General features: G+C 28.9%; 23 protein-coding genes. 19 read left to right on the forward strand and 4 right to left on the reverse strand.

Annotated features, from left to right (window positions below):
* Window positions 1–2: 2 nt before the first annotated feature.
* On the reverse strand, window positions 3–1127 hold the full coding sequence (locus ACH5BH_RS12145) for a hypothetical protein (protein ID WP_423298538.1): 1125 nt from the start codon (window positions 1125–1127) through the stop codon (window positions 3–5).
* A gap of 65 nt (window positions 1128–1192) precedes the next feature.
* Here ACH5BH_RS12145 and ACH5BH_RS12150 point away from each other — a divergent pair, with 65 nt between their 5' ends.
* Window positions 1193–2176, forward strand: coding sequence for a helix-turn-helix transcriptional regulator (locus tag ACH5BH_RS12150; protein ID WP_423298539.1), 984 nt, complete (start codon window positions 1193–1195; stop codon window positions 2174–2176).
* Between the two features lie 28 nt (window positions 2177–2204).
* Here the strand turns inward: ACH5BH_RS12150 and ACH5BH_RS12155 are convergent, their stop codons facing one another.
* Window positions 2205–3407, reverse strand: coding sequence for an NAD(P)/FAD-dependent oxidoreductase (locus ACH5BH_RS12155; protein ID WP_423298540.1), 1203 nt, complete (start codon window positions 3405–3407; stop codon window positions 2205–2207).
* 314 nt (window positions 3408–3721) lie between these two features.
* Here ACH5BH_RS12155 and nfo point away from each other — a divergent pair, with 314 nt between their 5' ends.
* The 4 genes from nfo (at window position 3722) to ACH5BH_RS12175 (ending at window position 8541) form a co-directional block, all read left to right on the forward strand.
* Entirely contained in the window at window positions 3722–4567 is an 846-nt protein-coding gene (gene nfo, locus ACH5BH_RS12160) for a deoxyribonuclease IV (RefSeq protein ID WP_423298541.1), read from the forward strand.
* Between the two features lie 96 nt (window positions 4568–4663).
* Complete coding sequence (locus tag ACH5BH_RS12165) at window positions 4664–6040, forward strand: Sau3AI family type II restriction endonuclease (RefSeq protein ID WP_423298542.1); 1377 nt, start codon at window positions 4664–4666, stop codon at window positions 6038–6040.
* Between the two features lie 129 nt (window positions 6041–6169).
* Window positions 6170–7489, forward strand: a complete 1320-nt coding sequence (dcm, locus tag ACH5BH_RS12170; protein WP_423298543.1) for a DNA (cytosine-5-)-methyltransferase — start codon at window positions 6170–6172, stop codon at window positions 7487–7489.
* A gap of 119 nt (window positions 7490–7608) precedes the next feature.
* Window positions 7609–8541, forward strand: a complete 933-nt coding sequence (locus ACH5BH_RS12175) for an AEC family transporter (protein ID WP_423298544.1) — start codon at window positions 7609–7611, stop codon at window positions 8539–8541.
* Here the strand turns inward: ACH5BH_RS12175 and ACH5BH_RS12180 are convergent.
* Window positions 8529–9146: a tetratricopeptide repeat protein gene (locus tag ACH5BH_RS12180; protein WP_404307661.1), complete on the reverse strand. Its 618-nt coding sequence runs from the start codon at window positions 9144–9146 to the stop codon at window positions 8529–8531. The two genes, ACH5BH_RS12175 and ACH5BH_RS12180, sit on opposite strands and share 13 nt — an antisense overlap.
* Before the next feature lie 121 nt (window positions 9147–9267).
* On the opposite strand from ACH5BH_RS12180, the gene ACH5BH_RS12185 reads away from it, so the two are divergent.
* On the forward strand, window positions 9268–9621 hold the full coding sequence (locus ACH5BH_RS12185; RefSeq protein WP_423298545.1) for a hypothetical protein: 354 nt from the start codon (window positions 9268–9270) through the stop codon (window positions 9619–9621).
* 10 nt (window positions 9622–9631) lie between these two features.
* Here ACH5BH_RS12185 and ACH5BH_RS12190 read toward each other — a convergent pair whose 3' ends face one another.
* Entirely contained in the window at window positions 9632–12010 is a 2379-nt protein-coding gene (locus ACH5BH_RS12190; protein WP_423298546.1) for a tetratricopeptide repeat protein, read from the reverse strand.
* A 181-nt stretch (window positions 12011–12191) separates the two neighbouring features.
* Here ACH5BH_RS12190 and ACH5BH_RS12195 point away from each other — a divergent pair, with 181 nt between their 5' ends.
* The 13 genes from ACH5BH_RS12195 (at window position 12192) to nuoL (ending at window position 25254) form a co-directional block, all read left to right on the forward strand.
* On the forward strand, window positions 12192–13925 hold the full coding sequence (locus ACH5BH_RS12195) for an ATP-binding protein (RefSeq protein WP_404307655.1): 1734 nt from the start codon (window positions 12192–12194) through the stop codon (window positions 13923–13925).
* A 447-nt stretch (window positions 13926–14372) separates the two neighbouring features.
* The gene (locus tag ACH5BH_RS12200) at window positions 14373–14762 is read left to right on the forward strand and encodes an NAD(P)H-quinone oxidoreductase subunit 3 (RefSeq protein ID WP_404307653.1); all 390 of its coding nucleotides are present in this window, start codon (window positions 14373–14375) and stop codon (window positions 14760–14762) included.
* Entirely contained in the window at window positions 14744–15253 is a 510-nt protein-coding gene (locus ACH5BH_RS12205) for a NuoB/complex I 20 kDa subunit family protein (protein WP_404307651.1), read from the forward strand. The genes ACH5BH_RS12200 and ACH5BH_RS12205 overlap by 19 nt, the downstream gene beginning before the upstream one ends.
* Window positions 15253–16056, forward strand: a complete 804-nt coding sequence (locus ACH5BH_RS12210) for an NADH-quinone oxidoreductase subunit C (protein WP_423298547.1) — start codon at window positions 15253–15255, stop codon at window positions 16054–16056. Before ACH5BH_RS12205 ends, ACH5BH_RS12210 begins: the two co-directional genes overlap by 1 nt.
* Before the next feature lie 6 nt (window positions 16057–16062).
* The gene (gene nuoD, locus ACH5BH_RS12215; protein ID WP_404307647.1) at window positions 16063–17295 is read left to right on the forward strand and encodes an NADH dehydrogenase (quinone) subunit D; all 1233 of its coding nucleotides are present in this window, start codon (window positions 16063–16065) and stop codon (window positions 17293–17295) included.
* A gap of 12 nt (window positions 17296–17307) precedes the next feature.
* Complete coding sequence (locus tag ACH5BH_RS12220) at window positions 17308–17580, forward strand: NADH-ubiquinone oxidoreductase subunit E family protein (protein ID WP_423298548.1); 273 nt, start codon at window positions 17308–17310, stop codon at window positions 17578–17580.
* Window positions 17580–18389, forward strand: a complete 810-nt coding sequence (locus ACH5BH_RS12225; RefSeq protein WP_423298549.1) for a hypothetical protein — start codon at window positions 17580–17582, stop codon at window positions 18387–18389. Before ACH5BH_RS12220 ends, ACH5BH_RS12225 begins: the two co-directional genes overlap by 1 nt.
* Window positions 18389–20863 (forward strand): NADH-quinone oxidoreductase subunit G, encoded by a 2475-nt coding sequence (locus tag ACH5BH_RS12230; protein WP_423298550.1) that lies wholly within the window; start codon window positions 18389–18391, stop codon window positions 20861–20863. The genes ACH5BH_RS12225 and ACH5BH_RS12230 overlap by 1 nt, the downstream gene beginning before the upstream one ends.
* Before the next feature lies 1 nt (window position 20864).
* A complete protein-coding gene (gene nuoH, locus ACH5BH_RS12235) occupies window positions 20865–21857 on the forward strand; it encodes an NADH-quinone oxidoreductase subunit NuoH (protein ID WP_404307639.1) in 993 nt (330 codons plus the stop codon).
* Window positions 21858–21866: 9 nt separating this feature from the next.
* On the forward strand, window positions 21867–22487 hold the full coding sequence (nuoI, locus tag ACH5BH_RS12240) for an NADH-quinone oxidoreductase subunit NuoI (protein WP_423298551.1): 621 nt from the start codon (window positions 21867–21869) through the stop codon (window positions 22485–22487).
* A gap of 9 nt (window positions 22488–22496) precedes the next feature.
* Window positions 22497–23093 (forward strand): NADH-quinone oxidoreductase subunit J, encoded by a 597-nt coding sequence (locus tag ACH5BH_RS12245; protein WP_404307635.1) that lies wholly within the window; start codon window positions 22497–22499, stop codon window positions 23091–23093.
* Window positions 23090–23389, forward strand: coding sequence for an NADH-quinone oxidoreductase subunit NuoK (gene nuoK / locus ACH5BH_RS12250; protein WP_254576583.1), 300 nt, complete (start codon window positions 23090–23092; stop codon window positions 23387–23389). The genes ACH5BH_RS12245 and nuoK overlap by 4 nt, the downstream gene beginning before the upstream one ends.
* 2 nt (window positions 23390–23391) lie before the next feature.
* A complete protein-coding gene (gene nuoL, locus ACH5BH_RS12255; RefSeq protein WP_423298552.1) occupies window positions 23392–25254 on the forward strand; it encodes an NADH-quinone oxidoreductase subunit L in 1863 nt (620 codons plus the stop codon).
* Window positions 25255–25266: the final 12 nt, after the last annotated feature.

A 25266-nucleotide genomic window follows, 5' to 3' on the forward strand; every position in this document is an offset into this window, starting at 1 on the left:
GTTTATCTAGGTGACTTAAAGTACCATTTCATTTCTTTTAAATCATTTATATTTTTATTTGAATTTACTGATTGTAAAGTAACTACAAGATGATCACTTGAAAAACTTTTTATTTTTAAAGTTTGAGTATAACCCATGTATTGAGTAACTATACTATTGTTTTGAATTTTTAAAGAGTCATAATCTTTTGTTAAATCATCTATTTTCCAAGAATTACTTATAAAACTTTTATAATGTCTTTGAACCTTTGCTTTATAAGAATTTTTATATTCATGTACCACATAAGCTAAATCCTCATAACCTTTTTCGTACTCATAAAAAGTCTTATTTAATAAATAAGAAACATCTTGTTTATTATCTTCTTGTGGCGTTTTTTTCTCAAGTTCTTTTTTTATTTCTTCTACTTGTGTGCTTGTTAATTTTTGTATTAAACTTGAAGTTTGTAAATCATTTACAACTTGTGTTTCAAGTAAAGCTGCTTTTTGTTTTAAATCTTGATTTATAGTACTTTCAAAAGTAGTTTTAAGTGAAGAGATATTGGCTTTCACATCATCTAATCTTGTAGTATTATTTGTATCAAATAAACCTTCAATATAATCTTGTGTATTTGTAGAGTTTTGTTTAAAATTCTGATATAAAGCGTTTGTAATAATCATACTCTCTTTCGAACTACTAGGTAAATCTAAAAGCTTTTCTTTATCTAAACTGCTTAGATTTAATTGTGTTTTTGTTAAATCAAGAAGTTTTTCAAGGTTTTGATTCTCTATATTTTTATCTGTATTATAAATCAAAGTAGAGATTAAAGAGACTTTTTTTGTTGAAGATTTTAGTGTTGTTGTTAGTCTAATATCTTCTGTATCTATTTGCCCATTTGCATTTACATCTATAATCCCTGAACTCACTACTATAGGATAGGCTATAGTAGTATCAAATTCATAGCTATTTGAATATGGACTAACAGGTATTGCTGTATTTCCATTTGCGTCTGTAACTGTTGCATTTAAAACAGCACCTCTTTCTACTTGAACAATATTTGATATACTAGATGAAACATCTCCTGCTCCCCCACAACCTACAAATAATATAGAACTTAGAAGAGATGTTAGTACTATTTTTCTTTTTTTCATTGTAATCCTTAATATGTTTTTAATTATAAATTTATAGAATTATATGTTTACAAAGAGACAGTATTATGTCGCAAGAAAAAGTAAGAGATAAAATGAATAAAGATTTTGAAAATTTACCTAAAAAAAACAGTGAAAAAAACAGCGATACGGTTCTTAGAAGACTTATGCTTATTTTACAAAAATTAAGTGATAATGAACTTCCAACTAGAAAAGACTTAGAAAAAGAGTTTAATGTAACAGCAAAAACTATCCAAAGAGATATATACCAAAGACTTTCATATTTTCCTATTGAGAAAACATCTTTAGGGCAGTATAAATTTATAGAGGGCTTTACTTTAAATAAAACAACTCTAAAAGAAGATGAAATGCTTTTTGTTTATCTCTCCCTTTCTCAAATAAAAGATATAAATGAAAACTTTGAAAAAATCACTTATGATATTTTTTCAAAACTTTTAACTCCAAGATATTCAAGTCCATACTATATAAAACCAAATAGTTTTCAAGAAATAGATATGGATTCATCTTTGTTAAACAGACTTGAAAAAGCAATAGAGTTAAATAATATGGTGGAGTTGAAGCTTCAAAATAGAGTATTTATAATTGAACCTTATAAAGTAGTAAGCTTTGATGGAATTTGGTATTTATTTGGGAAAGACACAAAGGATGAAAAAATACGAACGGTTTTTATCCATGAGATAAAAGAACTTTGTATTCAAAAGTGTAAGTATAAACTAGATAAACCAATAGATGAAATACTTGATAATGTACATAGTGCTTGGTTTGAAGATGGAAATACAATGGAAGTAAAAGTAAAGGTTTTACCAAAAGCAGCTTTCAATTTTAAGTTAAAAAAGCTATTGCCTTCTCAAGAAATACTAAAAGAGTATGATGATAAATCTTTATTAGTAAAGTTTACAGTATCAACCCAAGAAGATATAGATAATATCATAAAAGCGTGGTTACCAGATATCCAAATAATAGAACCACAAAGTTATAAAGAAAAGTTTATAAAAGAGTTACAGCAGTATCTAAAAGCTTATGAAGCTTAAGTCTAGTCTTTGAGACTAGACTGGATACTTATGACATTTTTTTTAGTTTTGAATAACCTGCTTTGATTAGTTTTAAAAGAGGTTTTCTATAAGAGCTAAATACATACTTTTTGATTTCGTAAGCAAGTCTTCCTTTTACATGGAATAAATCAGCAATATTACCAGCTGCGTATTTTCCACCTAGGGCAATTAGAATACCATCTAGTTTTGGATCACATTTTACTAATCTTTTTTTCTCGATCATTCTTAAAATATTTTTACCTGCATTTGTTCCACTGATTCTAGCAATAGTAACATTTGGAGGCATAATCTCGCCTTTTTTATTTTTGATTTCAGCTGCATCACCAATAGCAAAGACTTTAGGGTCTTTATCACTTTGCATAAACTCATTTACTATTATTTGTCCTTTAGGGTTTTTAGCTACATCAAGTTCTTCTGTGATTTTATTGGCTTCAACTCCCCCTGTAAAGATTAGAAATGAGTTATAGATTTTTGTTCCATTTGAAAGATAAGCAAATCCATCTTCACACTTTTGAAGTTTTGTATTAGTAATTACATTAATACCAAGAGATTTAAGTCTTTTATGGGAAATACTAACTAATTCAGGAGTAAGACCTGGAAGAATAGTATCAGAACTACTTACAAGGGAGATTTTTAGGTTATCACAAGAGAAATTACCTCTTTGAAAAAACATCTTTGAGTTATATGCCATCTCTGCTGCGATTTCTACACCTGATAAACCAGCTCCAACAACTACGATGTGAGTATCATCACATTTTTTTGCTTCATCTTGGATTTTTTTGAAAAGTTGGTTTTCAAAACTTTGTTTAAAGAACATAGCCCAGTGAAGTTTTTTGATATCGTGGGCATTATTTAATCCAGGAATTTGTGGTGGGAAAAATGTTCTAGTACCTGCTGCCATGATTAAATAATCATACTCAACTATTTCTTGTTCTTCTGTGAATATTTTTTTTGATTCTTGGTCTATTTTTCTTACTTTTAAGTTTTTATACTCTAAATAGTTGTGATTAAATCCTAAACATAAAGTAGTTAAATCAATAGTAACATCAGCAATATTTGATTTGTTTGCGATAAGATCATAAACTTCTGGTTGAAGATTATGAAATGTATGTTTATCAATCAATGTGATTTTTATATTTTTATTTTTAACTAATTCTCTTAATGCATAAATACCCGCATAACCACCACCAATTATTACAACTTTTTCCATCAAATAAACCTTTTTTTCACTATTTTATTTGTAAGATAAACTTTTACAAATATATGTTTGAAATGTTACTAAATTTTTATAGCCCATATATAGCGAGCCTCAAACTTAAAATATTCAGTAATTCTATACTTAGCCATTTTAGGATATGATAAAAACTTAATAAAGATTGTAAATTTCTTAACTGGTGTTAATAAATGACACTTTATATAAGCTTATAATAATTCAAAAATCATGAAACAAAAATCACTTATTAAATTAAGCTTATATTATAAATCTAATAAGTGTAAATAATATTAAATTAATAGGATAAATATATGAAATACGTAGGAGCTCATGTAAGTGCAACTGGTGGAGTATTTAATGCCCCAATAAACGCAAGAGAAATAGGCTGTAAGGCCTTTGCTCTTTTTGTAAAAAATCAAAGACAATGGAGAGCAAAAGACTTTGAAACAAAGGTTTTAGATAAGTGGTTTAAAGAGATGGAAGAAACAGGTATTGAAGCAAAACATATCTTGCCACATGATTCATACTTAATCAACTTAGGTCACCCAGAAGAAGAGAAAAGACAAAAGTCACTTGATGGGTTTTTACATGAGATTGAAAGATGTGAAATTTTAAAGCTTGATAGACTTAACTTTCACCCAGGTTCGCATCTAAGAAAGATAAGTGAAGAAGAGTGTTTAGATAGAATCGCACTATCTCTAAACCAAGCAATTGATGCTACAAATGACATAAAACTAGTTATTGAAAACACAGCAGGTCAAGGAAGTAACTTAGGTTATAAGTTCGAGCATTTAGCATACTTAATTGATAAAGTAGAAGATAAATCAAGAATTGGTGTATGTATAGATACCTGTCACATGTTTACAGCTGGTTATGACATCAGAACAAGAGAAGCTTATGATAAAACATGGAAAGAGTTTGATGAGGTAGTAGGACGTGAGTATCTTATGGGAATGCATATAAATGACTCAAAACCAGAACTTGGAAGTAGAGTAGATAGACACCATAGTTTAGGTATGGGACAGATTGGATGGGATGCATTTAAGTTCATCATGAATGATGATAGAATGGATGATATTCCATTAGTACTAGAAACAATCGATGAAACTATCTGGGCTGAGGAGATTCAAGCCTTATATGATTTAGTAGAGAAGTAGTTTTACTTCTTTGCTAGTGCTTTGGAGACTTTTATAAATATCAAAACAATTAAGTAATTATATTATATTATCTTTAAAAGATTTATTGGGGAATAAATGAAGTTAAAAGAATATGATATTAATTCAAAAAAATCTATAGTTAGTTACGCACAAAAGTTTATTGATAAAAGTCTAAATGATGTTTTAGAGAAGAATGATATATTAGATATATTATCTTTAATTGGTAAATATAATAAGAATAGAAAAGGTTTATTGGGAGATATAGTTGAAAAGTATTTATTTGGAATTAATAATAACAATTATGCAAGAGCTGATTTTGAAAAAGTTAAAATAGAGTTAAAAACAACTGGAATAAAGAAGTTAAAGTCTCAAAAATATTCTCCTAAAGAAAGATTAAGCTTATCAATGATTAATTATATGAGTATTGTCAATGAAAAATGGGAAACAAGCTCTTTTTTAGAAAAAAATAAATTGTTACTTATAATGTTTTATTTATCAGAGGATGATAAAAGTCTTTTAGAGTATAAATTTAAGATGGTAGAATTAATAGATTTAATCTCAGGAATTTCTAAGGCTGACGTTGCTCAAATAAAACAAGATTGGCAAAAAATTGTTGAAAAGATCAAAAGAGGTGAAGCTCATAATTTATCTGAAGCTGATACTTTATACTTAGGTGCAGCTCCAAAAGCAAGTACATCAAAAAATAGAAGAATTCAGCCTTATAGTGAAATAACTGCTAAACCAAGAGCATTTTCTCTAAAAACAAAGTATCTAAATTATTTAATTCAAAAAATTTTATCGAAAGATGATAAATCTTATCATTCAATTATTGAAAAAAACTACCCTCTTACTATAGAGGAAAACATAGAAAAAAGATTTGAAATATATTATGGAAAAACAAATTTAGAAATAGAAAAGAGGTTGAATATAAGTTATGATAAGAGACCTAAAAATCATCGAAGACTTCTTATAAATAAACTATTGGGAGCAAGTTCAAATAAAATCAAAGAATTTGAAAAAGCAAATATTACTTTGAGAGTTATAGCTCTTGAAAAAACAGGTAGATTAGTTGAATCTATATCTTTTCCTATTTTTAAATATACTGAGATTATTAATCAAGATTGGACAAATTCAAGTTTTTATAAACAATTAACTGAAAAGAAATTTTTGTTTGTAATATTTCAAAAAACTAAAAAAGGTGAGGATATATTAAAAAAAGTTCAATTTTGGAATTTTCCTTTTAAAGATATTAATAATGTAAAATGGGTTTGGGAAGAAACAAAAAAACGAATAAAAGAAAAAAAAGCTGATAAACTACCTTCTATAACGGAGAATTCAATAGCACATGTTAGACCACATGGTAGAAACTCAAAAGATGTATTAGATACTGGATATGGAAAAAAAGAAGTAAAAAAGTGCTTTTGGTTGAATGCAAAATACATACAAAATCAGTTAAATATTAAGAATACATAGAAATACTTGATCTTCTAAAATAAATTAGATATAATACGAAAAAATTAATAAATATTGCAAAATGCAATAAAAAATTAGTATAATTTAATTTTGGTGTATAATCTTTAAATATTTTTATTAGGGATTAATATGAAAACACCAAACTTATTTAGTATTTTTCAAAAGGTAGAAAAGCTTAATAATATGAATAAACAAATAAATGTAAAAAATAAATCAATTAAAACTATTGAATTATTTGCTGGTGTGGGTGGATTTAGACTAGGATTAGAGAAAGCTTCTCATTATGATAAACAGTATGATATTGTTTGGAGTAATCAATGGGAACCATCAACAAAAACTCAACATGCATCGGATGTTTATTGTGCAAGATTTGGATATGAAAATCACAGTAATGAAGACATTTCAACAGTTAAAACTTCTGAAATCCCAAATCATGATTTACTAGTTGGAGGTTTTCCATGTCAAGACTATTCTGTAGCTAGTACATTAAAAAATTCTAAAGGGATTGTGGGTAAAAAAGGTGTTTTATGGTGGGAAATTCATAGGATATTAGAAGAAAAGGGTGAAAAATCACCTTCTTTTTTATTACTTGAAAATGTTGATAGACTATTAAAATCACCGGCTTCTCAAAGAGGTAGAGATTTTGCAATCATATTATCTTCTCTGAATAATTTAGGATATGCTGTTGAATGGCGAGTTATAAATGCTAGTGAGTATGGAATGCCACAAAGAAGAAAAAGGGTTTTCATTTTTGCTGCAAAAGTAGGTACATTCATTAATGATGTTATAACAAAAACTAAACCTCTTGATGTTTTAAATAAAGCAGGAATTTTTGCAAAAACTTTTCCAATTAAAAAAATAGAAGAAAAAGATTTATTGATAAATGAACTGTCTTCTGACTTAGTGGATGTGACAGATAATTTTAATAAAGACACACCTAAAAAGAATTCATTTTGGGAAACAGGATACATGATTAATGGGAAATATTATACGGCAAGATGTGAAGCTAATTACGATGGAGTAAATAGTGTTTTAGGTGATTTTTTAGAAGATGAAAAAAATGTTCCAAAAGAATTCTTTATTAATGAAGAAGAATTAAAAAAATGGGAGTACCAAAAAGGTGCCAAATCGATAGAAAGAGTTAACAAAACTACAGGACATAAATATTTATATACAGAAGGTAGCATGGGCTTCCCTGATTGTTTAAATAAACCTTCAAGAACAATCATAACTGGAGAAGGTGGTGCAAGCGCATCTAGATTTAAGCATGTAGTTAAAGTTAATGGAAAATATAGAAGACTAACTCCAGTTGAATTAGAGAGATTAAATATGTTTCCTGATAATCATACTAAGGGTGTGACTGATTCAAAAAGAGCATTTTTAATGGGAAATGCTCTAGTGGTTGGAATTGTTGAAAAATTAGGTAATACTATATTAAAAGAAATTTAGTTTTTATAAAATATTATAACTTAGTAGAGAAGTAATTTACTTCTTTGCTAATACTTTAAACAAAAAATAAAACTACTTAAATATAATGTTCTAATAACATATATATTATTAGGATAAACATGCAAAATATACTACTAGCACTAATACCAATTTTTTTACTTATATCTTTAGGATATTTTCTAAAGCGAATAAAGTTCCCTGATGAGCAGTTTTGGCAGTATGCTGATAAGTTTACTTATTATGTGCTATTTCCTGCACTTTTGATTTATAAGCTTTCTACTGCTTCATTGGATGGTATAGATGGGGTAAACTTTATTTTTTCAGCTCTTTTAACTATTGGGATTATCACAGTTTTACTTATGATAGCTGATAAGATTATGTTCTTTTTTGATGGCCCTTCTTTTACTTCTGTTTATCAAGGCTCGATTAGGTTTAACACTTATGTATTTTTAGCTTTAACAGATGCTATTTATGGAGATGATGGCTTAGTTTTAGCTGCACTTTTAATGACTTTTTTAATACCAAGTATAAATGTATTTTGTATAGGAATTTTTTCTATTTATGCTTCAAGTGATAAGATTACATTTATATCTTTTATAAAGTCAATTTTTAAAAATCCTTTGATTGTAGGATGTATAATTGGAGGAGGTTTAAACTTTTTAGGTATTTCTTTAGTTTCTCCTCTTGAAAAGACACTTAGTATTTTAAGTGCTGCTGCACTTCCATTGGGTCTTTTATCTGTTGGGGTTGGTTTGCATATTACTCACTTAAAAGAAGTGAAATTTGAGCTATTTTCATCGGTGTTTATAAAACTTGCACTTTTTCCTGTGCTTATTTTCTTTGTGGCTATAAATTTAGGAGTTACAGGACTTCCATTGTTGGTACTTGTTCTTTTTGGAGCTATGCCTACAGCTTCTAGTGCTTATATTTTAGCAAGGGAACTTGGAGGAGATTTAAAGCTAATGTCTGCGATTATTACTATGCAGACACTGCTTTCGATATTTTCTATTTCAGCGATACTTATGTTACTTGAAAACTATCAAATACCGTAAATTTTCATCATAAAACTATTTGTTTTATTTTCAAATTTTTCTAGCCAAAAGATACTCTTTTGAGTATCTGGTTTTACTATTTTACCATTTGCGTAGATTTTTGATAGTTCTAGTTGAGCATTTTTTACATTGTTATTTGCTGCAAAAGTTAAAAGTTCAAGAGCATCATCATAATCTTTTTCATTAATATAATAAAAAGATAATTTATAAGCTGCCATTGGGTCAACTTTTTTTGTATCTTTAAGTAAATCAATTCCTAGTTTTTGATTTTGCTTAACACCTCTTCCTTTTAAATATAGTTCCGAAAGTAAAGCATTTGCATAGAAGTTACCTCTTTTTTGTGCTAAATCATAAAGTGTAAAAGCGTCTTGATATTTTCCTTCTGAATATTTTTTGATACCAAGTCTTAGAAGAGCGATAGTATTTTTATAAGAGATTAAATCGTAGCAATTCTCTTCAAACTCTTTATCTTGACTGATACATTGATTTGCTTGTGCTAATTCAGTTGGTAAAACTTTTAGTGACTGCTCATAGTTATTACATCCTGTTAAAAGTATAGAAGCTATTGCAGAAGTCACTAAAAGTTTTGTAGTGCTTTTTAACATATTTTTTCCTTGTAGATACAACTTGTAATTTTTGAATAATATTTTATCTAATTTTAGATAATTATATGAAGTTAAGAGTTATTCTTGTAATATTTATTTAGATTTACTTAGGAGATTTTATATGATTTTTATAGCTTTCTTTTTATTTATTGCACTTATTGCAGTATCTTTAAATATGATGAATTCTTCAAATTTAGAGCAAATACAAGAGCATTTAAAATCACAAAATTGTAATTCAATACTTTATTCAAAAGGTTCATATAAAGCCTTGTGTAGTGACAAAGTTTTGGAGATATCAAATAGTTTTACTATTGATTTAGAGAAAAACTCAAAAGAGTATAAATATAGTGATATTAAAAATCTAAGTGTTGAAAACTTGGATATTGTAATAAATGACAATCAAAAGTTACAATTTAAGAAAAAAGATGAAGTGTATAAATTTTATGAGGCTTTAAAAAAGCAAATAAAGAAGTAAAATTACTTCTTTATTTTAAAAGTTTTAATTGCTTTTTAGAATCTTTTATATTAGCTTTTTCATACCATTGTTTAGCTAATTTTTTATCTTTTTTTATACCACCTTTTCCATAATGGTATACAAGACCTATATTATAAGCAGCTACTTTATCATCATATTTATTGTATGCTTCTTTATAGTATTCTAAAGCTTTTTGAATATCAACTTTCCCTAAAACACCTCTTTCATACATAATTCCAAGTTTTACAATAGATCCTTTATGTCCTCTTTTTCTAGCTTTTTTATAAAGTTCTAAAGCTTTTTCGTACTCTTTTATATCATAATAATATTGCCCTAAATGATGTGCAGCAAACATATCATATTTATAAGCTTGTTTATAATACTCTACAGCTTTTTCTCTATCTTTTTTAACACCATAACCCTTTTCATAGAAAACTCCAATAAGATTAGTTGCTCTATAGTCTCTTTTTTGGTGACCTTTTTTTAAGTATTCTAAAGCTTTTTTGTAGTTAAGCTCTAATAGTGAATCCTTAGGTGATTCCTCATCTTGATAATATAACCATGCAAGATAATAATTAGCTGTGTTGTACCCTTTTTGAGCGGCTTCTTCGTATAACTCTTTTGCTTTTAATAAGTCTCTTTCTACTCCTTCTCCATATTGATATAACCAACCAAGACTAGCAATATCATAAGAGTAACCTCTTTTTACTAGTTTTTCAAGATAGTATTTTGCTTTTTTGTGATTAAGTTTTTTGTTTTCACATTTTCCACAAAGATAAATATCTACTAATTTTCTTGAAGCTCTAAAGTCATCTTGTTCTGCAAGTTTTTCATAAAGTTTTAATGCTTTATCTTTATCTTTGTATTCTTTAAATCCATAAGGAGGATTATAATATAAATCTGCAAGTTCTTTAGTAGCTTTTTTTTCACCTCTTTGCTCTAATGATTCTAAAAGTTCAACGGCTTTTTTAAAGTCTTTATTTTTTCTATCTCTTTTATAATAATTTATTAAAGAATAAGTACTTTTTACATCTCCAAAATTATGGGCTTTAGTTAAAGCTTCTAGTGCAAGTTTTTTATCTTTGTATTTGTATGCTCTATAGATTTCTCTTAGTTCAATGATATTGTTAGTATCAAGTTTATTTACTGAGTATTTTTTAAGTTCTTCTTTATAGTATCTTTTTGTATATGGTGAAGAGATTTTATCAATATATTTTTTCTTTAATTCTTTATCTTTTGAGTTATAGATATAATCTTGCCATTTTTTTGTTTGATTATGAATTTCAGGATTAAATCTATATGAAGAAGCTCTATTCATTGCTAACTCAATGATAGCTTCATGGTTACCTTCTTGTGCTACTTCTTCAAATAACTTATAAGCTTGAGGATATTGTCTTTGTTTTTTATAAAACTTCGCAAGGATTAGTTTTCCATCTTTTGAATCATTTAACTTTTGTTTTAATGAAAAGTATTTATCTAAATATTTCTTGTCAGATGAATAAATACTAAGAAGTGATTGTGTAGCTTCACTATTATCTAACTTTGAAGCTTTTTCAAAATACACAGCAGCTTTATCTTTATTCTTTTTAAGTTTTTCTCTATAGTTACCTTTATTATAAATAGCTCCAAGTTCAAGTAGCGCGTTTATATTTTTAGGATCAAGTTCAAGAACTTTTTCATAATAAGGAATGGCTTTTTCAAATTTATATTTTTTATAATAAAGATTAGCTAGTTTATAGATATCTTCACTTTTATTTTTTTCTAAAATCTTATTGATTAGTTCATTAAGTTTTCCTTCATCACTTTTTCTATAGCTATATTTTCTAATATTTTTTATAATAGCTTCTGTAGGTAGTTCAATACCTTTTTTTTCCATAATCTTTTCAAGATTTTTAGCTTGTCTTGAGTAATAGTTTTTATTATAGAATGAATACAATTCTTGCATTTCTTCATTGTTTAAACTATCAATTATTTTTTCTTCTAAAGCTTTAGCTTCATCTCTTTGATAGCTTTTTAAATATGATTTGATTAAAGCTATATTTGCACTATTATCACCTAAACTTGAAGCTAGTTTATAAAGTTTTTGTGCTTTTTGATTTTCATTGATAAACATTTTTGAATATTCATCATAAACTTTAGCAATTGCAGTTATATCTTTTGGATCATGCTGCTTATTTATATTTGTATACCATTTATTAAAATAGTATAAACCTTCTTTTGTTTGGGGAAACTTATAATGCTCATGTAGTTGAAGCATTGCTTTTATGTCACCAGTTTGTGAAGCTTTTATTAACTCTTCTTTTGAGCTTACACTGTTTTGGTTTAAATTAGAAACCGAACAAGCTGTAAAAAAAATTAAAGTGAATAAAGCCACTATTAAATTTTTCATCTGCATTCCTTATAATTATTATAATTTTAAAAAATAACATAATAGGGAAAACTATCTTAATAAATAATTTATGTGAAACAATTTCATAACTAATAGGTAATTTCATCGGCTCATTAATAGTTAAGAGAATTTAATGTATTATCAAAGATTACACATATATAATATAGGATATTTTAAATAAATGAAAGAATTAGTTAATTTTATAAAAGCTTCGGATATAACAAAAACAAATTTTTATAAAAGATTAAAATGTAAAAAAGAAGAAGGACATATTCTTCAATATTTAACAAAAGAGTATGTAAAAGGTAGAGACACTCTAGTTGTAATAGATGTTTTAGCAGAATTTTGTGATATTAAAGAGTATGAACACTTAGATAAATTAGATTTAATTAAATCTCTTTTAGAGTGTGGTTGGTTAGTTCAAGTTGCCTTTGATCAAATAAAATTAAATGAAGTTTCAAAACTGGAATTATTAAATTCAAATATTGCACTTTCAAGTTCATATTTAAAACTATTTGAAAATATTTCAGGTGATTTTGTTCTTCCTGAAATCAAAAGTTATAGTGATCATTTGGAGTATTTACAAGATCAATTTTTTAAGATAGATTTAGTGCAACAGCTAAATGTAGTTAGAAAAAACTTTGATATAAATTCACCTAGTTCAAATAGACTAAAATCAAAATTAGTGATGTTGGAAAATAGAATTAAAGAAAGAGTAAAAGTTACAAACAGCTCTATTATGCTTGAAGATTTTTTTAAAGAAAATGATTTAGCTGACCAAGAACAAACACTATTTTTAGCATTATTAAAAGAAGAGTATTCAGGTGGAGATGGTTCAATAAGAGATATGAATGCCTTAATAGAACTTATTTCTTCAGATGATTATGAGAAAATTAAGTATAGAAGCTTACTTGAAGAAAGTTCAAATTTAGTGTCAAAATCTTTAGTTGATTATGATGAAGTATTAACTGCTTTTGGTGGAATAAATAGAAACTTTTATATTCCAGATGAAATTTTATATAAAATTTCTCATCCTACAAAAAAGAAAACTAGAAGAACAAAAATCAAACTTGATTCTGTTATAAAAGAACAAGATATGTTTGAACTTATAAATACTTCAAAAACTTTAGATGATGTGGTTTTAAATGATAAAACAAAAGAGACTTTAGATGCGCTTTTACAACAAGTTGATAAAACTGTAGCAAATAGACTTAAACAGTGGGGAATAAAAGATAAAAAAAGAGGAATAGATGCAAAGATAATTTTTTATGGGGTTGCAGGAACAGGTAAAACTTTAACAGCTTTAGCTATGGCAAAATCTCTTAAAAAAGAAGTTCTTAGTTTTGATTGTTCAAAAATTCTTTCTATGTATGTAGGTGAGAGTGAAAAAAATGTAAGAGCTATTTTTGATAAGTATTACGAGCTTAGAGAAATTTCAAAATCTGAGCCTATTTTACTTTTAAATGAAGCCGATCAATTTTTAAGTTCAAGAACTACAGGAGCAGGAAGTGGGAGTGATAAAATGCACAACCAAATGCAAAATATTTTCTTAGAACAAATTGAGAGATTTGATGGAATTTTAATAGCTACAACAAACTTGCTTGAAAATCTTGATAAAGCATTTTCAAGAAGATTTAACTATAAAATTGAGTTTATGAAACCAAATAAAGAACAAAGAATAACTTTATGGCAAAAGTTAATACCAGAAGCCTTACCTTTAGATGAAAACTTTGATGTTGAAGAATTAGCTAAATATGAATTAACAGGTGGACAAATAGAACTTATTATAAAAAATACTGCATATAAATTAGCAGTAAGCCAAGAGCCAATATTTAAAATAGAAGATTTTAAAGAACAGATTCAAAAAGAGCAAAAAGGGCAGTTTGATTCAGAAAATAAAGTTGGCTTTTTCTAGGAAGTATTTTACTTCTTAGAAATTATTATTTATACATTAAGTTCTCTCAATATAAAAAAATCCAATAAATAAAAAAAATAAATTAATCTAAAAATTTAATAAAGATATAAAGTTAGAAAAAAAACTAAATATGTGAAATTTTGAAACACTAAGAATTTGAAAGGTAAAAAGTTCACTTTTCATGTTAATTAATTGTAAGTTTATCATACCAATTTTAGATACTTCTTTTATAATAATATTAAAAGCCTATAAAAAATTGGCATAACTATATAGTGTTTCATTTTGTGTCAATTTGTATAGTGAGGTAGCAAAAAAATAGCTAATAAGCTATTTTTTATAGCGATAGAAATATCATTGCATAACTGTTAAAGTGGCTATTTATTACTATTTAGGTACTATATTTAAGCTTCAAATAAACTTTTTAAAGTTTTATAAAGGATATACGATATGACACATATGGATTTTGCACATCCTTATTTCGGTGCATTTGTTATGTTTGTGGTAACATTTGCTGCATTTGGTGCTACTGTATGGCTATCAAGATTTATTAGTAGAAAAATCGCAAGACTTGATACTGAAAAACTTAAAACAACACTGTATGAGTGTGGGCCAGAGGTTACAAAGCAACCAAACACAATCTCAACACAATTTTACTTAGTTGCATTAATCTTCATTCTTTTCGATGTAGAAATTATTTTTATGTTCCCTTGGGCTATCAACTTTCAATTATTAGGTTGGTTTGGGTTTGTAGCAATGATTTTATTTATTACAATTCTATCAATCGGATTCTTATATGAGTGGAAGAAAGGAGCCTTAGAATGGCACAGCATAAAGTAAACTATTTACAAGATGGCGGAGCGCCAATAAAGTTAACTACTATTGATAAGCTTGTAAATTTTGGTAGATCAAATTCAATTTGGCCAATGACTTATGGTTTAGCCTGTTGTGCTATTGAAATGATGGCTACTGGTGCATCAAGATATGACTTTGATAGATTTGGTACTATTTTTAGAGCAAGTCCAAGGCAATCTGACTGTATCGTGATAGCAGGAACTCTTACTAAAAAACACGCAGAGTTCATGCGAAGATTATATGATCAAATGCCTGATCCAAAATGGGTAATCTCAATGGGATCATGTGCTAATACAGGTGGTATGTTTAATACTTATGCAACTGTTCAAGGTGCAGATAGAATAGTACCTGTTGATATTTACTTACCAGGTTGTGCCCCAAGACCTGAAACATTACAATATGCGTTAATGACTCTACAAAAGAAAATCAGAAGAGAATCGATTTTTAGAGCTAAGAAGAAAAAAAGGTTAGTTTAATGAGACAGTATAAACCAAAACATGACGTACAAAAAAAATCATACTTCTCAGATAGATTTTATGTAACACCAAGTTTAGCAAGACTTGATGTAAATAAAGATGAGCAGTTTGAAAAAGATTTTGAAGTATTTTCTTCAAAAATTGATCTAAAAGAAGCTTATATTGAGCATACTCATTTAGTAATACATATTGATAAGAACTCTATTGTTGAAGCTATGACTTTATTAAGAGAAGAATTAGAATATGATATGTTGATGGAACTATCAGCTATTGATTATTTAGCTAAAAAAGATGGCTATGAGTTATTTTATGAAATGTTGTCATTATCAAAACACAAAAGATTAAGAATCAAATGTTTCTTAGGAAAAGATGAAGCTATTGAGTCTGTAACATCTGTATTCAAATCAGCAAACTGGTCTGAGAGAGAAATGTATGATATGTTAGGAGTAAAAGTATTAAATCATCCTAATATGAAAAGAATTATTATGCCAGATGATTGGTATGATCACCCACTTAGAAAAACATATCCTTTACAAGGTGATGAAGCTGCATCTTGGTATGAAGTTGACAAAATTTTTGGAAAAGAAGCAAGAGATATCATAGGACCTGAACAAAGAGATCCAGCTGCAATTGATAGATATGATACTACAAGATTTGCTAGACTTGGTCATGAAGTACCTTATGATACTGATATTTCACAGTTTGAGCCTGAAACTGCAATTAACTATCAAGAAGATAATGCCACTCCAATTATGAAAAAATTAAAACCTGAAGATTCAGTTGTTTTAAAAAGAAGAAGGTAGTAAAGTATGCAAACACAACAACCAAATAGATTAAAACCTTTTTTTGAAAATATAAACTTCGAGAGAGAAGATAACACAATGATGGTGAACTTTGGGCCACAACACCCATCAGCTCATGGTCAATTAAGATTAGCTTTAGAACTTCAAGGTGAGGAAGTTGTAAAATCAAGACCATTAATAGGATACCTTCACAGAGGTATGGAAAAAATGGCTGAAAATATGATTTATAATGAATTCTTACCAACTACAGATAGAATGGATTATATCGCTGCAACTTCAAATAACTATGGTTATGCTTTAGCTATTGAAAAGTTACTTGGTATTGAAGCACCAAGAAGAGCAGAGATTATTAGAACTATGCTTTTAGAATTAAATAGAATTACTTCTCATCTTTTCTGGCTAGCAACTCACGCACTTGATGTTGGTGCTATGTCTATGTTCTTATACTGTTTTAGAGAAAGAGAATACGCAATGGACTTAATTGAGGATTATTGTGGTGCAAGACTTACACATTCAGCAGTTAGAATTGGTGGAGTTCCTTTAGACTTACCTGCTAACTGGATTGATGATTGTGAGTCATTCTTAAAAATCTTACATGAAGAATTAGAAAAATATGAAGGTTTATTAACAGAAAATAGAATCTGGAAAATGAGACTTGAAAATGTAGGTGTTATTACACCACAAATGGCAAAAGACTGGGGATGTTCAGGTATTGCTTTAAGAGGTGCTGGTATTAAATGGGACTTAAGAAAAGAAATGCCTTATGGAATTTATGATGAGTTAGATTTTGATGTTCCTATTTCAGAAACTTGTGATTCTTATGGTAGATATAAACTATGTATCGCTGAGATTAGAGAGTCTGCAAAAATTTTAAGACAATTATTTCCTATGTATATGGAAAGTGAATCTCAACTTATGGCTCACGCTCCTGAGTATATCTCAGCTCCAAAAGAGCAAATCATGACTCAAAACTACTCTTTAATGCAACACTTTGTACTTGTTACACAGGGGATGAGACCACCAAAAGGTGAAGTTTATGTAGCAACTGAATCACCAAAAGGTGAGTTAGGATACTTTGTAGTAAGTGATGGAAGTCCTTATGCTTATAGACTTAAAATGAGAACACCAAGTTTCCAACATACAGCGATTTTAGAAGAAATTTTAGTTGGAACACAATTAGCTGACGTTGTTACTATTATTGGTAATTTAAATATTGTATTTGGTGAAATTGATAGATAGGGGAATAGAAGTATGAAAAGATTTGATTTAAGACCACTAAAAAATGACTTCTATGACAGAATGTTAGAACTTATGGATACTCAAATTGTTGATGGTGAAACAGCTATTATAATGTTTGAAATTGGTGATTTTGAAAATATCCAAAAAAGTGCTGATGTTGTTTATGAGGCAGGTTATACTTTAATGAACTCTATTAAATTCAATGAAGTAGATTGGACTTTAGTTATAAAAAAAGTTAAACCTGAACCAAGAGAAGTTGAAGAAGCTTCACAGGATACTGAATAATGAATAAACATGAGATTATTGCTAAAAGTGATTTTGTAATTACTTTAGGAACAATGCTTTCGAATAATAAGGAAGAATATAGAGATTCTATTATTGAATCAATTGCTAAAACAAATGCAAAGTTTGTTTATATGCACCCAATTGATAATATAGATATCAAACTTTACTATACTCAATTTATTAAATATGAAGTGGGAAGTGAAGAAGGAATTTGTGCTTTATTACTTGATTCATTTGTTAAGAATAGTGACGAAAAAATCCAAAGTTTTATAAATGATTTAGACTTAGGATATATTTCAGCTGAAAGTAGTGCTGGGGAAGAAGAGTTTGAAGAAGCTTATGAAGAATCAAAAGAGTGTTCTTTTAAAACTCTAATTATTGGAGATGATATCATTGAGCATGATAGAGTTGAAAATATTATTAAACTTTTAGCAGTAATAAAAAAATATTCTGATTTAAATGTTGTTGTATTAAATGATGAATTAGAAAATAAGATTAACTCTTGCGAAACTTTAGGTTTAGAAGATATAGAAGAGTTGAAATCTTATAACGGGACTTTATTATATAGACTAATTGATGATGAGCAAAATGATATTTTATCTTGTAGTCAAACATTTGCAAATATTGCTAAGGTTCAAGATAATGATGAAATATATATTAACTTTGCAGGTGAAAAAATCAAAAGAGTATTAAAAGTTGATGATAAGTTAAATGGTACTGTATCTGTAGCAAAAGTTTCTAACTGCGAGAGCGAACTTTTTAAAGGTTATAGATATAAGCAAGTAAAAATAGAAAAGGTTGATGCATAATGAGTGATATGATTACATTAACAATTGATGGAAAGTCTGTAGAGGCAAAAGAGGGTGAAACTATCTTAAACACAGCAAGAGCAAATGATATTTTTGTTCCAGCTGTTTGTTATTTAACTAGATGTTCACCAACTTTAGCATGTAGACTTTGTCTTGTTGAGGCAGATGGTAAGCAAGTTTATGGGTGTAATACTAAGATTAAAGAGGGGATGGAAATCTCAACTGTTACTCCTAATATTGCTAAAGAAAGACGAGCAATTATGGAAGTTTATGATGTAAATCATCCATTACAATGTGGTGTTTGTGATCAAAGTGGAGAGTGTGAATTACAAAACTATTCTTTATATATGAATGTAGACTCTCAAAGTTATAGTATTAAAGATATTCATAAACCTACACAACACTGGGGTGTAATGAACTATGACCCAGCACTTTGTATTGTATGTGAAAGATGTGTAACTGTATGTAAAGATATGGTTGGTTCAAATGCTCTTTCTACAGTAAAAAGAGGTGCTGATGCAATTGATAAGACATTTAAAGCTGAGATGCCAAAAGATGCTTATGCAATGTGGAACAAATTAAATAAATCTTTAATTGGTTATGATGCTGATGCCTGTACAAACTGTGGAGAGTGTATCTCAGCATGTCCAGTAGGTGCTTTAGTTTCTCATGATTTCCAATATACTTCAAATGCTTGGGAATTAAAGAAAATCCCAGCTGCAAACCCACACTCACCTGATTGTGCATTTATGTATTATGAAATTAAACAAGAATCTATTGATAATCATGCACAAAAGAAAATTTATAGAGTAACAAATGAACCTCATTTCTCAACTGTAAATGGTGCAGGAAGATTTGCTTATGATTTTGAAAACAAAGTTGAAGCCAAAGATGAAGTAGCATTTAATAAAGCTATTGAAGCTTTCAGTAAAGCTGATACAATTAAGTTTAACTCATATATCACAAATGAAGAAGCTTTAATCTTACAAAAACTTGCTAAACAAAGAGGTGCAAAACTTGTAAATGAAGATGCAAGAAGATACCAAGAGTTCTTAAAAAATTATGCTTTAACATCAGGAAGATCATTATATTCATCAACTTTAACACAAGTTCATGATTCAAACTTTGTAATTTCTGTTGGGTCTTACTTAAAATCTGATTTACCAAATGCAAGATATGCTTTTAATAACTCAGTTATTATGAATAAAGGTTCTGCTTTATATTTCCATCCTGTTGCAGATCCTGTGATGGAGAAAATTGGTAAAAAAGGTAAAACAACAGACTTTATTTATCATGATGCAATGGCTCAAGAAGCTATTTTATACTTTATTTTATATAAATTTGGAAAAGACTTACCATTATCAATCAAAGAGTTTATTGACTCAAAAACTGAAAAAAGAACTAAGACTATAGTTGAAACTATCAAAGAAAAAGTTGTTGAAATCGTAAAAGATGAAGAAACAGGTGAAGAAAAAGAAGTTTCAAAAATGGTTCCTAAAAAAGTAGAAAAAGAAGTTGAATATGAATATAACTTATTTGTTGAAGAGTTTGGAAAAGACGAAAACTTCTTAGAATTAGTTGATTCAATGCTTGCTAAAAAAGATAAATTCTCATTAATTGTTGGGGAAGATTTAATCACTCATCCAAATGCAGCAAACTTAGCTAAATTATGTGGAATTATTGATAGATACACTGCTTTTGATATTGTAATTTTACCAACTCAAACAAATACTCTTGGAGTATCATTAATTTGTGATTTAGCAAATGAAGAAAGTGGCTTTACAGTTGGCTACAATGAAAAAGCTGACTTTGAATTATCAGCTTTAGGTGATGGGGATTTAGATATTCCTGCACTTAATCAACAAGAAGGGACTTTTACAAATGTAGATAAAAAAGTTATTCCTACAAATGCTGCTCTTGCACATAATGGTTATAACTTAAATGATATCGCAAATGTAGTGTTAAATGATGAGATTGAATATACTATTGAATATACAGAGCAATTACCTCTTTCAGGCGGATTTAAAGCAGTAGAATTTGATTCATTACCAAATGAATTTGGGAATGATAGAGTTGAGTATAGAGGATATGATTTATCTGTATTAGTTAGTGAACCAAGTGATGAAGTTGAAATAGGTTTAACAGCTAAGCTAGAACTTGCAGAAGATGAAACTCTTATTTATAGAGCTAATCCAATTAATCAGTTCAATGAATTTACAGCAATTGCACACGAGTTTAAAGATGATTTAAAATCAGGTGTTTTCTTCTCTCAAAGTGCATTTGATAAGTTAGAATTAGCTACAGGAGATAAAGTAAAAGTTGAAGCAAATGGTGAAACTTTAGAATTAAATGCTTACGTTGATGTCCAAATTATGGAAGATGTAGCTTATGTTTCAACTTTTGAAAAAAACTCAACTTCAAAAGCTTTATTTAATACTTATAGATACAGCAAAGCAAAAGTAACAAAGGCATAATATGGAAACTGGAATTATTATAGAAACAATTGTAAAAGTTTTCACAGTAATCTTAGTATTCTCAGCATTAGCTGGATTTACTACGTATATTGAAAGAAAAGTTTTAGCATTTATGCAAAGAAGATTAGGACCTACAAATGTAGGGCCTTATGGTCTTTTACAAATTGCAGCAGATGGTATTAAACTATTTACAAAAGAGGATTTTATACCTGCAAATGCAAATAAACCTATCTTTATGATAGCCCCAATTATTACAGCAGCAACAGCATTTATTGCTATGTCAGCTGTTCCTTTTTTCCCAGAATTTGAAATCTTTGGATATACAGTAAGACCAATTATTTCAGATGTAAATGTAGGGGTTTTATTTGTAATGTCTGTTGGTGCTATTGGACTTTATGGACCACTTCTAGGTGGTATGAGTAGTGCCAATAAATGGGCCTTAATAGGTGGAGCTAGAACAGCAATTCAAATGCTTTCTTATGAAATCGTATCAGGACTTGCACTTTTAGCTCCTATTATGATGGTAGGTTCTTTATCTTTAATTGATATAAATAACTATCAAGCAGGTGGAGTTTCAAATTGGATTGTATGGTATCAACCAGTAGCCTTTATTTTATTTGTAATTGCAGGATTTGCAGAAACAAATAGAACACCTTTTGACCTTCTTGAGCATGAAGCTGAATTAGTTGCAGGTTATGCAACAGAATATTCAGGTCTTAGATGGGGTATGTTCTTTATTGGTGAGTATGCTGCATTATTTACAATTTCATTTATTATTGCACTTGTTTTCTTAGGTGGATTTGAGCCATTATGGTTTATTCCTGGAGGATTAGCAATTGTATTAAAAGTAATGTTATTAATCTTCGTGTTCCTATGGACAAGAGCTTCATGGCCGCATATTAGACCTGATCAGTTAATGTGGTTATGTTGGAAAATATTAATGCCACTTGCAGTACTAAATATTTTAGTTACTGGTTTAGTGATGATGATATAAGGGGTAATTATGAGTTTTAAAGAGTTTAAAAATAGAAATATATCAGAAGATTACGTAACAGTTCAAGAAGATAATTATCCAAAAACGGAATGGGAATCTTTTAAACAAGTACTTACAAGATCTGTAAAAGGGGAACTTTTTACAGGTTTAAAGATTACTTGGAAGATGATGATAGGAGCACTTTTTAAAGGTGAAATGGCAACTGTTCAATATCCAGCTGAAAAGTTACCTATTGGTCCTAGATATAGAGCCGTACATAAATTATTAGTTTTATTAGAATCAGGTAGTGAAAGATGTATTGGTTGTGGTTTATGTGAAAAGATTTGTATTGCTAATTGTATTAGAATGGAAACTAAAATAGATGAAAATTCAAGAAAAGCAGTTAACGAATATACTATTAATATGGGGAGATGTATTTTCTGTGGTTATTGTGCGGAAGTTTGTCCTGAACTTGCTATCGTTCATGGAGGAAGATATGAAAACTCTTCAGAGCAAAGAGCACATTTCTCATTAAAAGAGGATATTTTAACACCATTTGATCAATTAAATCAACAAACAGAGTTTGCAGGTTTTGGTTCAGTATCTCCTGATGCTGATGAAAAAATCAAGAAAACTCCATTATCATACTAAGGAGCATGAATGTTTGAAATAGTAGCTTTTATAGTCTTTTCAGTACTAACAGTAGGAATGTTCCTAATAACAGTACTTACAAATAATGCCTTATATGCATTAAGTGCAATGGCAGCAGGAATGATTTTTATTTCTGCATTTTTCTTTTTACTAGGTGCAGACTTTTTAGGAGCAGTACAAATTGTAGTTTATACAGGTGCAGTTATGGCACTTTATGCTTTTGGTATGATGTTCTTTGACTCATTATCAGTAGTAAAAGAAAAAGTAAATAACCCAAGATTAGTATTTTTATTATCAGGAATGGTAGCTTTAATTGTTGTAGTTGTATTTATAGCACCAGTAATTGGAGAAAATGTTCAAGCAAATTATCCAATTCATCCAGAGTATGGAAATTCAGCTGATGTTGGTTTAGTTTTATTTACTAAATACTTAGTTCCATTTGAAGTTGCAGGTATTATGTTACTTGTAGCAATGATTGGTGGAATTGTACTTGCTAATAAAAAAATGAATGAATCTTATTCAGAAATGCATGAAGAAGAAATTGATGCACATATCGCAGCAGAAGCTAAAGCTGAGGCTCAAAAAGAATCTAAGGAGGCAAAATGACACTTAATGCCTATTTGATACTTTCAACACTTCTATTTTGTATAGGACTGATTGGAGTAATTAGAAGAAAAAATGTTTTAATGCTTTTTTTCTCAACAGAAATTATGTTAAATGCTGTAAATGTAGGACTTGCAGCAATATCTAAATTCCATGGGGATTTATCAGGTCAAATGTTTGCATTCTTTATTATTGCAGTTGCTGCTGCTGAAGTTGCTATTGGTCTTGGATTATTAATTCTTTGGTATAAAAGAACAGGTTCTATTAACTTAGATGATATTCAAGGGATGAAGGGGTAATAATGGAAAAATTTATATATATAGCACTTTTTGCCCCACTAGTTGGTTCACTTGTAGCCGCATTATTTTCAATGCAGCCAAAAAATGCCTTTACAGGCTGGTTTACATCATTTATGTTAGCTGTTTCTATGATAGCTTCTATAAATCTTTTACAATATGTTTACACTACAGATGAGACATTAAATGTAATTTTATTTGATTGGATTGTTACAGGAAGTTTAAATATTCCTTTTGGTTTTGTAGTTGATCATGTATCAGTTGTAATGATGACAGTTGTAACAGTAGTTTCAACAATGGTTCACATTCACTCAATTGGATATATGGAGCATGATAAAGGGTTTAATAGATATTTCTCTTACCTATCAGCTTTCGTATTCTCAATGTTAGTGCTTGTTATGTCTGATAACTTTGCAGTTTTATTTATTGGATGGGAAGGTGTTGGTGTTTGTTCATGGCTATTAATTGGATTTTGGTATCACAAAGAATCAGCTTCATGGGCAGCAAATGAAGCCTTTATTATGAATAGAGTAGGAGATTTAGGTTTATTACTTGGGATGTTCTTAATTTATTGGAATTTAGGAAGCTTACAATATGATGTAGTATTTGCTAATGTTTCAACTTTAGAGACTTCAACACTTACATGGATTGGTATTTTATTATTTGTAGGTGCTATGGGTAAATCAGCTCAGTTCCCATTACATACATGGCTTGCCGATGCAATGGAAGGACCAACTCCTGTTTCAGCACTTATTCACGCAGCAACTATGGTAACAGCTGGTGTTTATTTAGTAGTAAGATCAAATGAATTATATGCTTTAATTCCAGAGGTTGGATATGGTATTGCTTGTTTAGGTGCATTTGTTGCGATTTTTGCCGCAACTATGGCTTTAGTAAACAATGATATGAAAAGAATTATTGCATATTCAACTTTATCTCAATTAGGATATATGTTCGTAGCAGCTGGTCTTGGTGCTTACTGGGTAGCACTATTCCACTTAGCAACTCATGCATTCTTTAAATCAGTATTATTCTTAGGTGCTGGTAATGTAATGCACGCAATGGATGATGAATTAGATATTAGAAAGATGGGTGGATTACATGAAAAAATGAAGGCAACTTCAATTATCATGTTTGTAGCTTCACTTGCTCTTGCTGGTATTTTCCCACTAGCAGGGTTCTTCTCAAAAGATAAGATTTTAGAAGCAGCATTTAATGCAGATGCTTATATTTTATGGGCTACATTATGGATAACTGCTGGTTTAACAGCATTTTATTCATTTAGACTTGTGTTTAAAATATTCTTTGGAAAACAAAATTATAGTGATGACCAATTCCATCCACATGAAGCAAAAGGTTTTGTAATAGCTGCTATGTTACCACTTGCAGTATTAGCAGTGATTGCTGGGTGGTTTGAGCATGGATTTATTGATTTTGTAACAAAAATTCTTCCAACATGGGAAGCTTCAAATACTCAAAGTTCAACAGTATGGATTTTAATTCTTGTAACATCTGCTATAGCTATTGGTGGTATTGCAGTTGCTTATGTGAAATATTATAAAGGTGATGGCTTTAGTAAAGAATGGGAAAATAATGCTTTCTATAAATTATTAAGTAATCAATACTATATTCCACAATTTTATGACAAGTGTATTTCTAAACCATATTATGCAATGTCAGTATGGTTCTTTAAAGTGATTGAAATTAAAGTGATTGATAATACTATTGACGGTATTGCTCAATTTATTTATAAAACAGGTTCAAAAATCAGACCTATTCAATCAGGTAATTTATCAACATCATTAAGACTAATGGTTACAGGACTTATTATGGGTCTTGTATTTGCCTTAGTTTTAGCAGTAATATAAGGGGTTATGTAA

Origin of the sequence: Arcobacter rhizosphaerae, assembly GCF_049472155.1 — a bacterium.
Lineage (GTDB): Bacteria > Campylobacterota > Campylobacteria > Campylobacterales > Arcobacteraceae > Arcobacter_B.

Coding starts and splice junctions, on each gene's coding strand:
- ACH5BH_RS12145 (WP_423298538.1), bottom strand. CDS start 1,127: ATGAAAAAAAGAAAAATAGTACTAACATCTCTTCTAAGTTCTATATTA.
- ACH5BH_RS12150 (WP_423298539.1), top strand. CDS start 1,193: ATGTCGCAAGAAAAAGTAAGAGATAAAATGAATAAAGATTTTGAAAAT.
- ACH5BH_RS12155 (WP_423298540.1), bottom strand. CDS start 3,407: ATGGAAAAAGTTGTAATAATTGGTGGTGGTTATGCGGGTATTTATGCA.
- nfo (WP_423298541.1), top strand. CDS start 3,722: ATGAAATACGTAGGAGCTCATGTAAGTGCAACTGGTGGAGTATTTAAT.
- ACH5BH_RS12165 (WP_423298542.1), top strand. CDS start 4,664: ATGAAGTTAAAAGAATATGATATTAATTCAAAAAAATCTATAGTTAGT.
- dcm (WP_423298543.1), top strand. CDS start 6,170: ATGAAAACACCAAACTTATTTAGTATTTTTCAAAAGGTAGAAAAGCTT.
- ACH5BH_RS12175 (WP_423298544.1), top strand. CDS start 7,609: ATGCAAAATATACTACTAGCACTAATACCAATTTTTTTACTTATATCT.
- ACH5BH_RS12180 (WP_404307661.1), bottom strand. CDS start 9,146: ATGTTAAAAAGCACTACAAAACTTTTAGTGACTTCTGCAATAGCTTCT.
- ACH5BH_RS12185 (WP_423298545.1), top strand. CDS start 9,268: ATGATTTTTATAGCTTTCTTTTTATTTATTGCACTTATTGCAGTATCT.
- ACH5BH_RS12190 (WP_423298546.1), bottom strand. CDS start 12,010: ATGAAAAATTTAATAGTGGCTTTATTCACTTTAATTTTTTTTACAGCT.
- ACH5BH_RS12195 (WP_404307655.1), top strand. CDS start 12,192: ATGAAAGAATTAGTTAATTTTATAAAAGCTTCGGATATAACAAAAACA.
- ACH5BH_RS12200 (WP_404307653.1), top strand. CDS start 14,373: ATGACACATATGGATTTTGCACATCCTTATTTCGGTGCATTTGTTATG.
- ACH5BH_RS12205 (WP_404307651.1), top strand. CDS start 14,744: ATGGCACAGCATAAAGTAAACTATTTACAAGATGGCGGAGCGCCAATA.
- ACH5BH_RS12210 (WP_423298547.1), top strand. CDS start 15,253: ATGAGACAGTATAAACCAAAACATGACGTACAAAAAAAATCATACTTC.
- nuoD (WP_404307647.1), top strand. CDS start 16,063: ATGCAAACACAACAACCAAATAGATTAAAACCTTTTTTTGAAAATATA.
- ACH5BH_RS12220 (WP_423298548.1), top strand. CDS start 17,308: ATGAAAAGATTTGATTTAAGACCACTAAAAAATGACTTCTATGACAGA.
- ACH5BH_RS12225 (WP_423298549.1), top strand. CDS start 17,580: ATGAATAAACATGAGATTATTGCTAAAAGTGATTTTGTAATTACTTTA.
- ACH5BH_RS12230 (WP_423298550.1), top strand. CDS start 18,389: ATGAGTGATATGATTACATTAACAATTGATGGAAAGTCTGTAGAGGCA.
- nuoH (WP_404307639.1), top strand. CDS start 20,865: ATGGAAACTGGAATTATTATAGAAACAATTGTAAAAGTTTTCACAGTA.
- nuoI (WP_423298551.1), top strand. CDS start 21,867: ATGAGTTTTAAAGAGTTTAAAAATAGAAATATATCAGAAGATTACGTA.
- ACH5BH_RS12245 (WP_404307635.1), top strand. CDS start 22,497: ATGTTTGAAATAGTAGCTTTTATAGTCTTTTCAGTACTAACAGTAGGA.
- nuoK (WP_254576583.1), top strand. CDS start 23,090: ATGACACTTAATGCCTATTTGATACTTTCAACACTTCTATTTTGTATA.
- nuoL (WP_423298552.1), top strand. CDS start 23,392: ATGGAAAAATTTATATATATAGCACTTTTTGCCCCACTAGTTGGTTCA.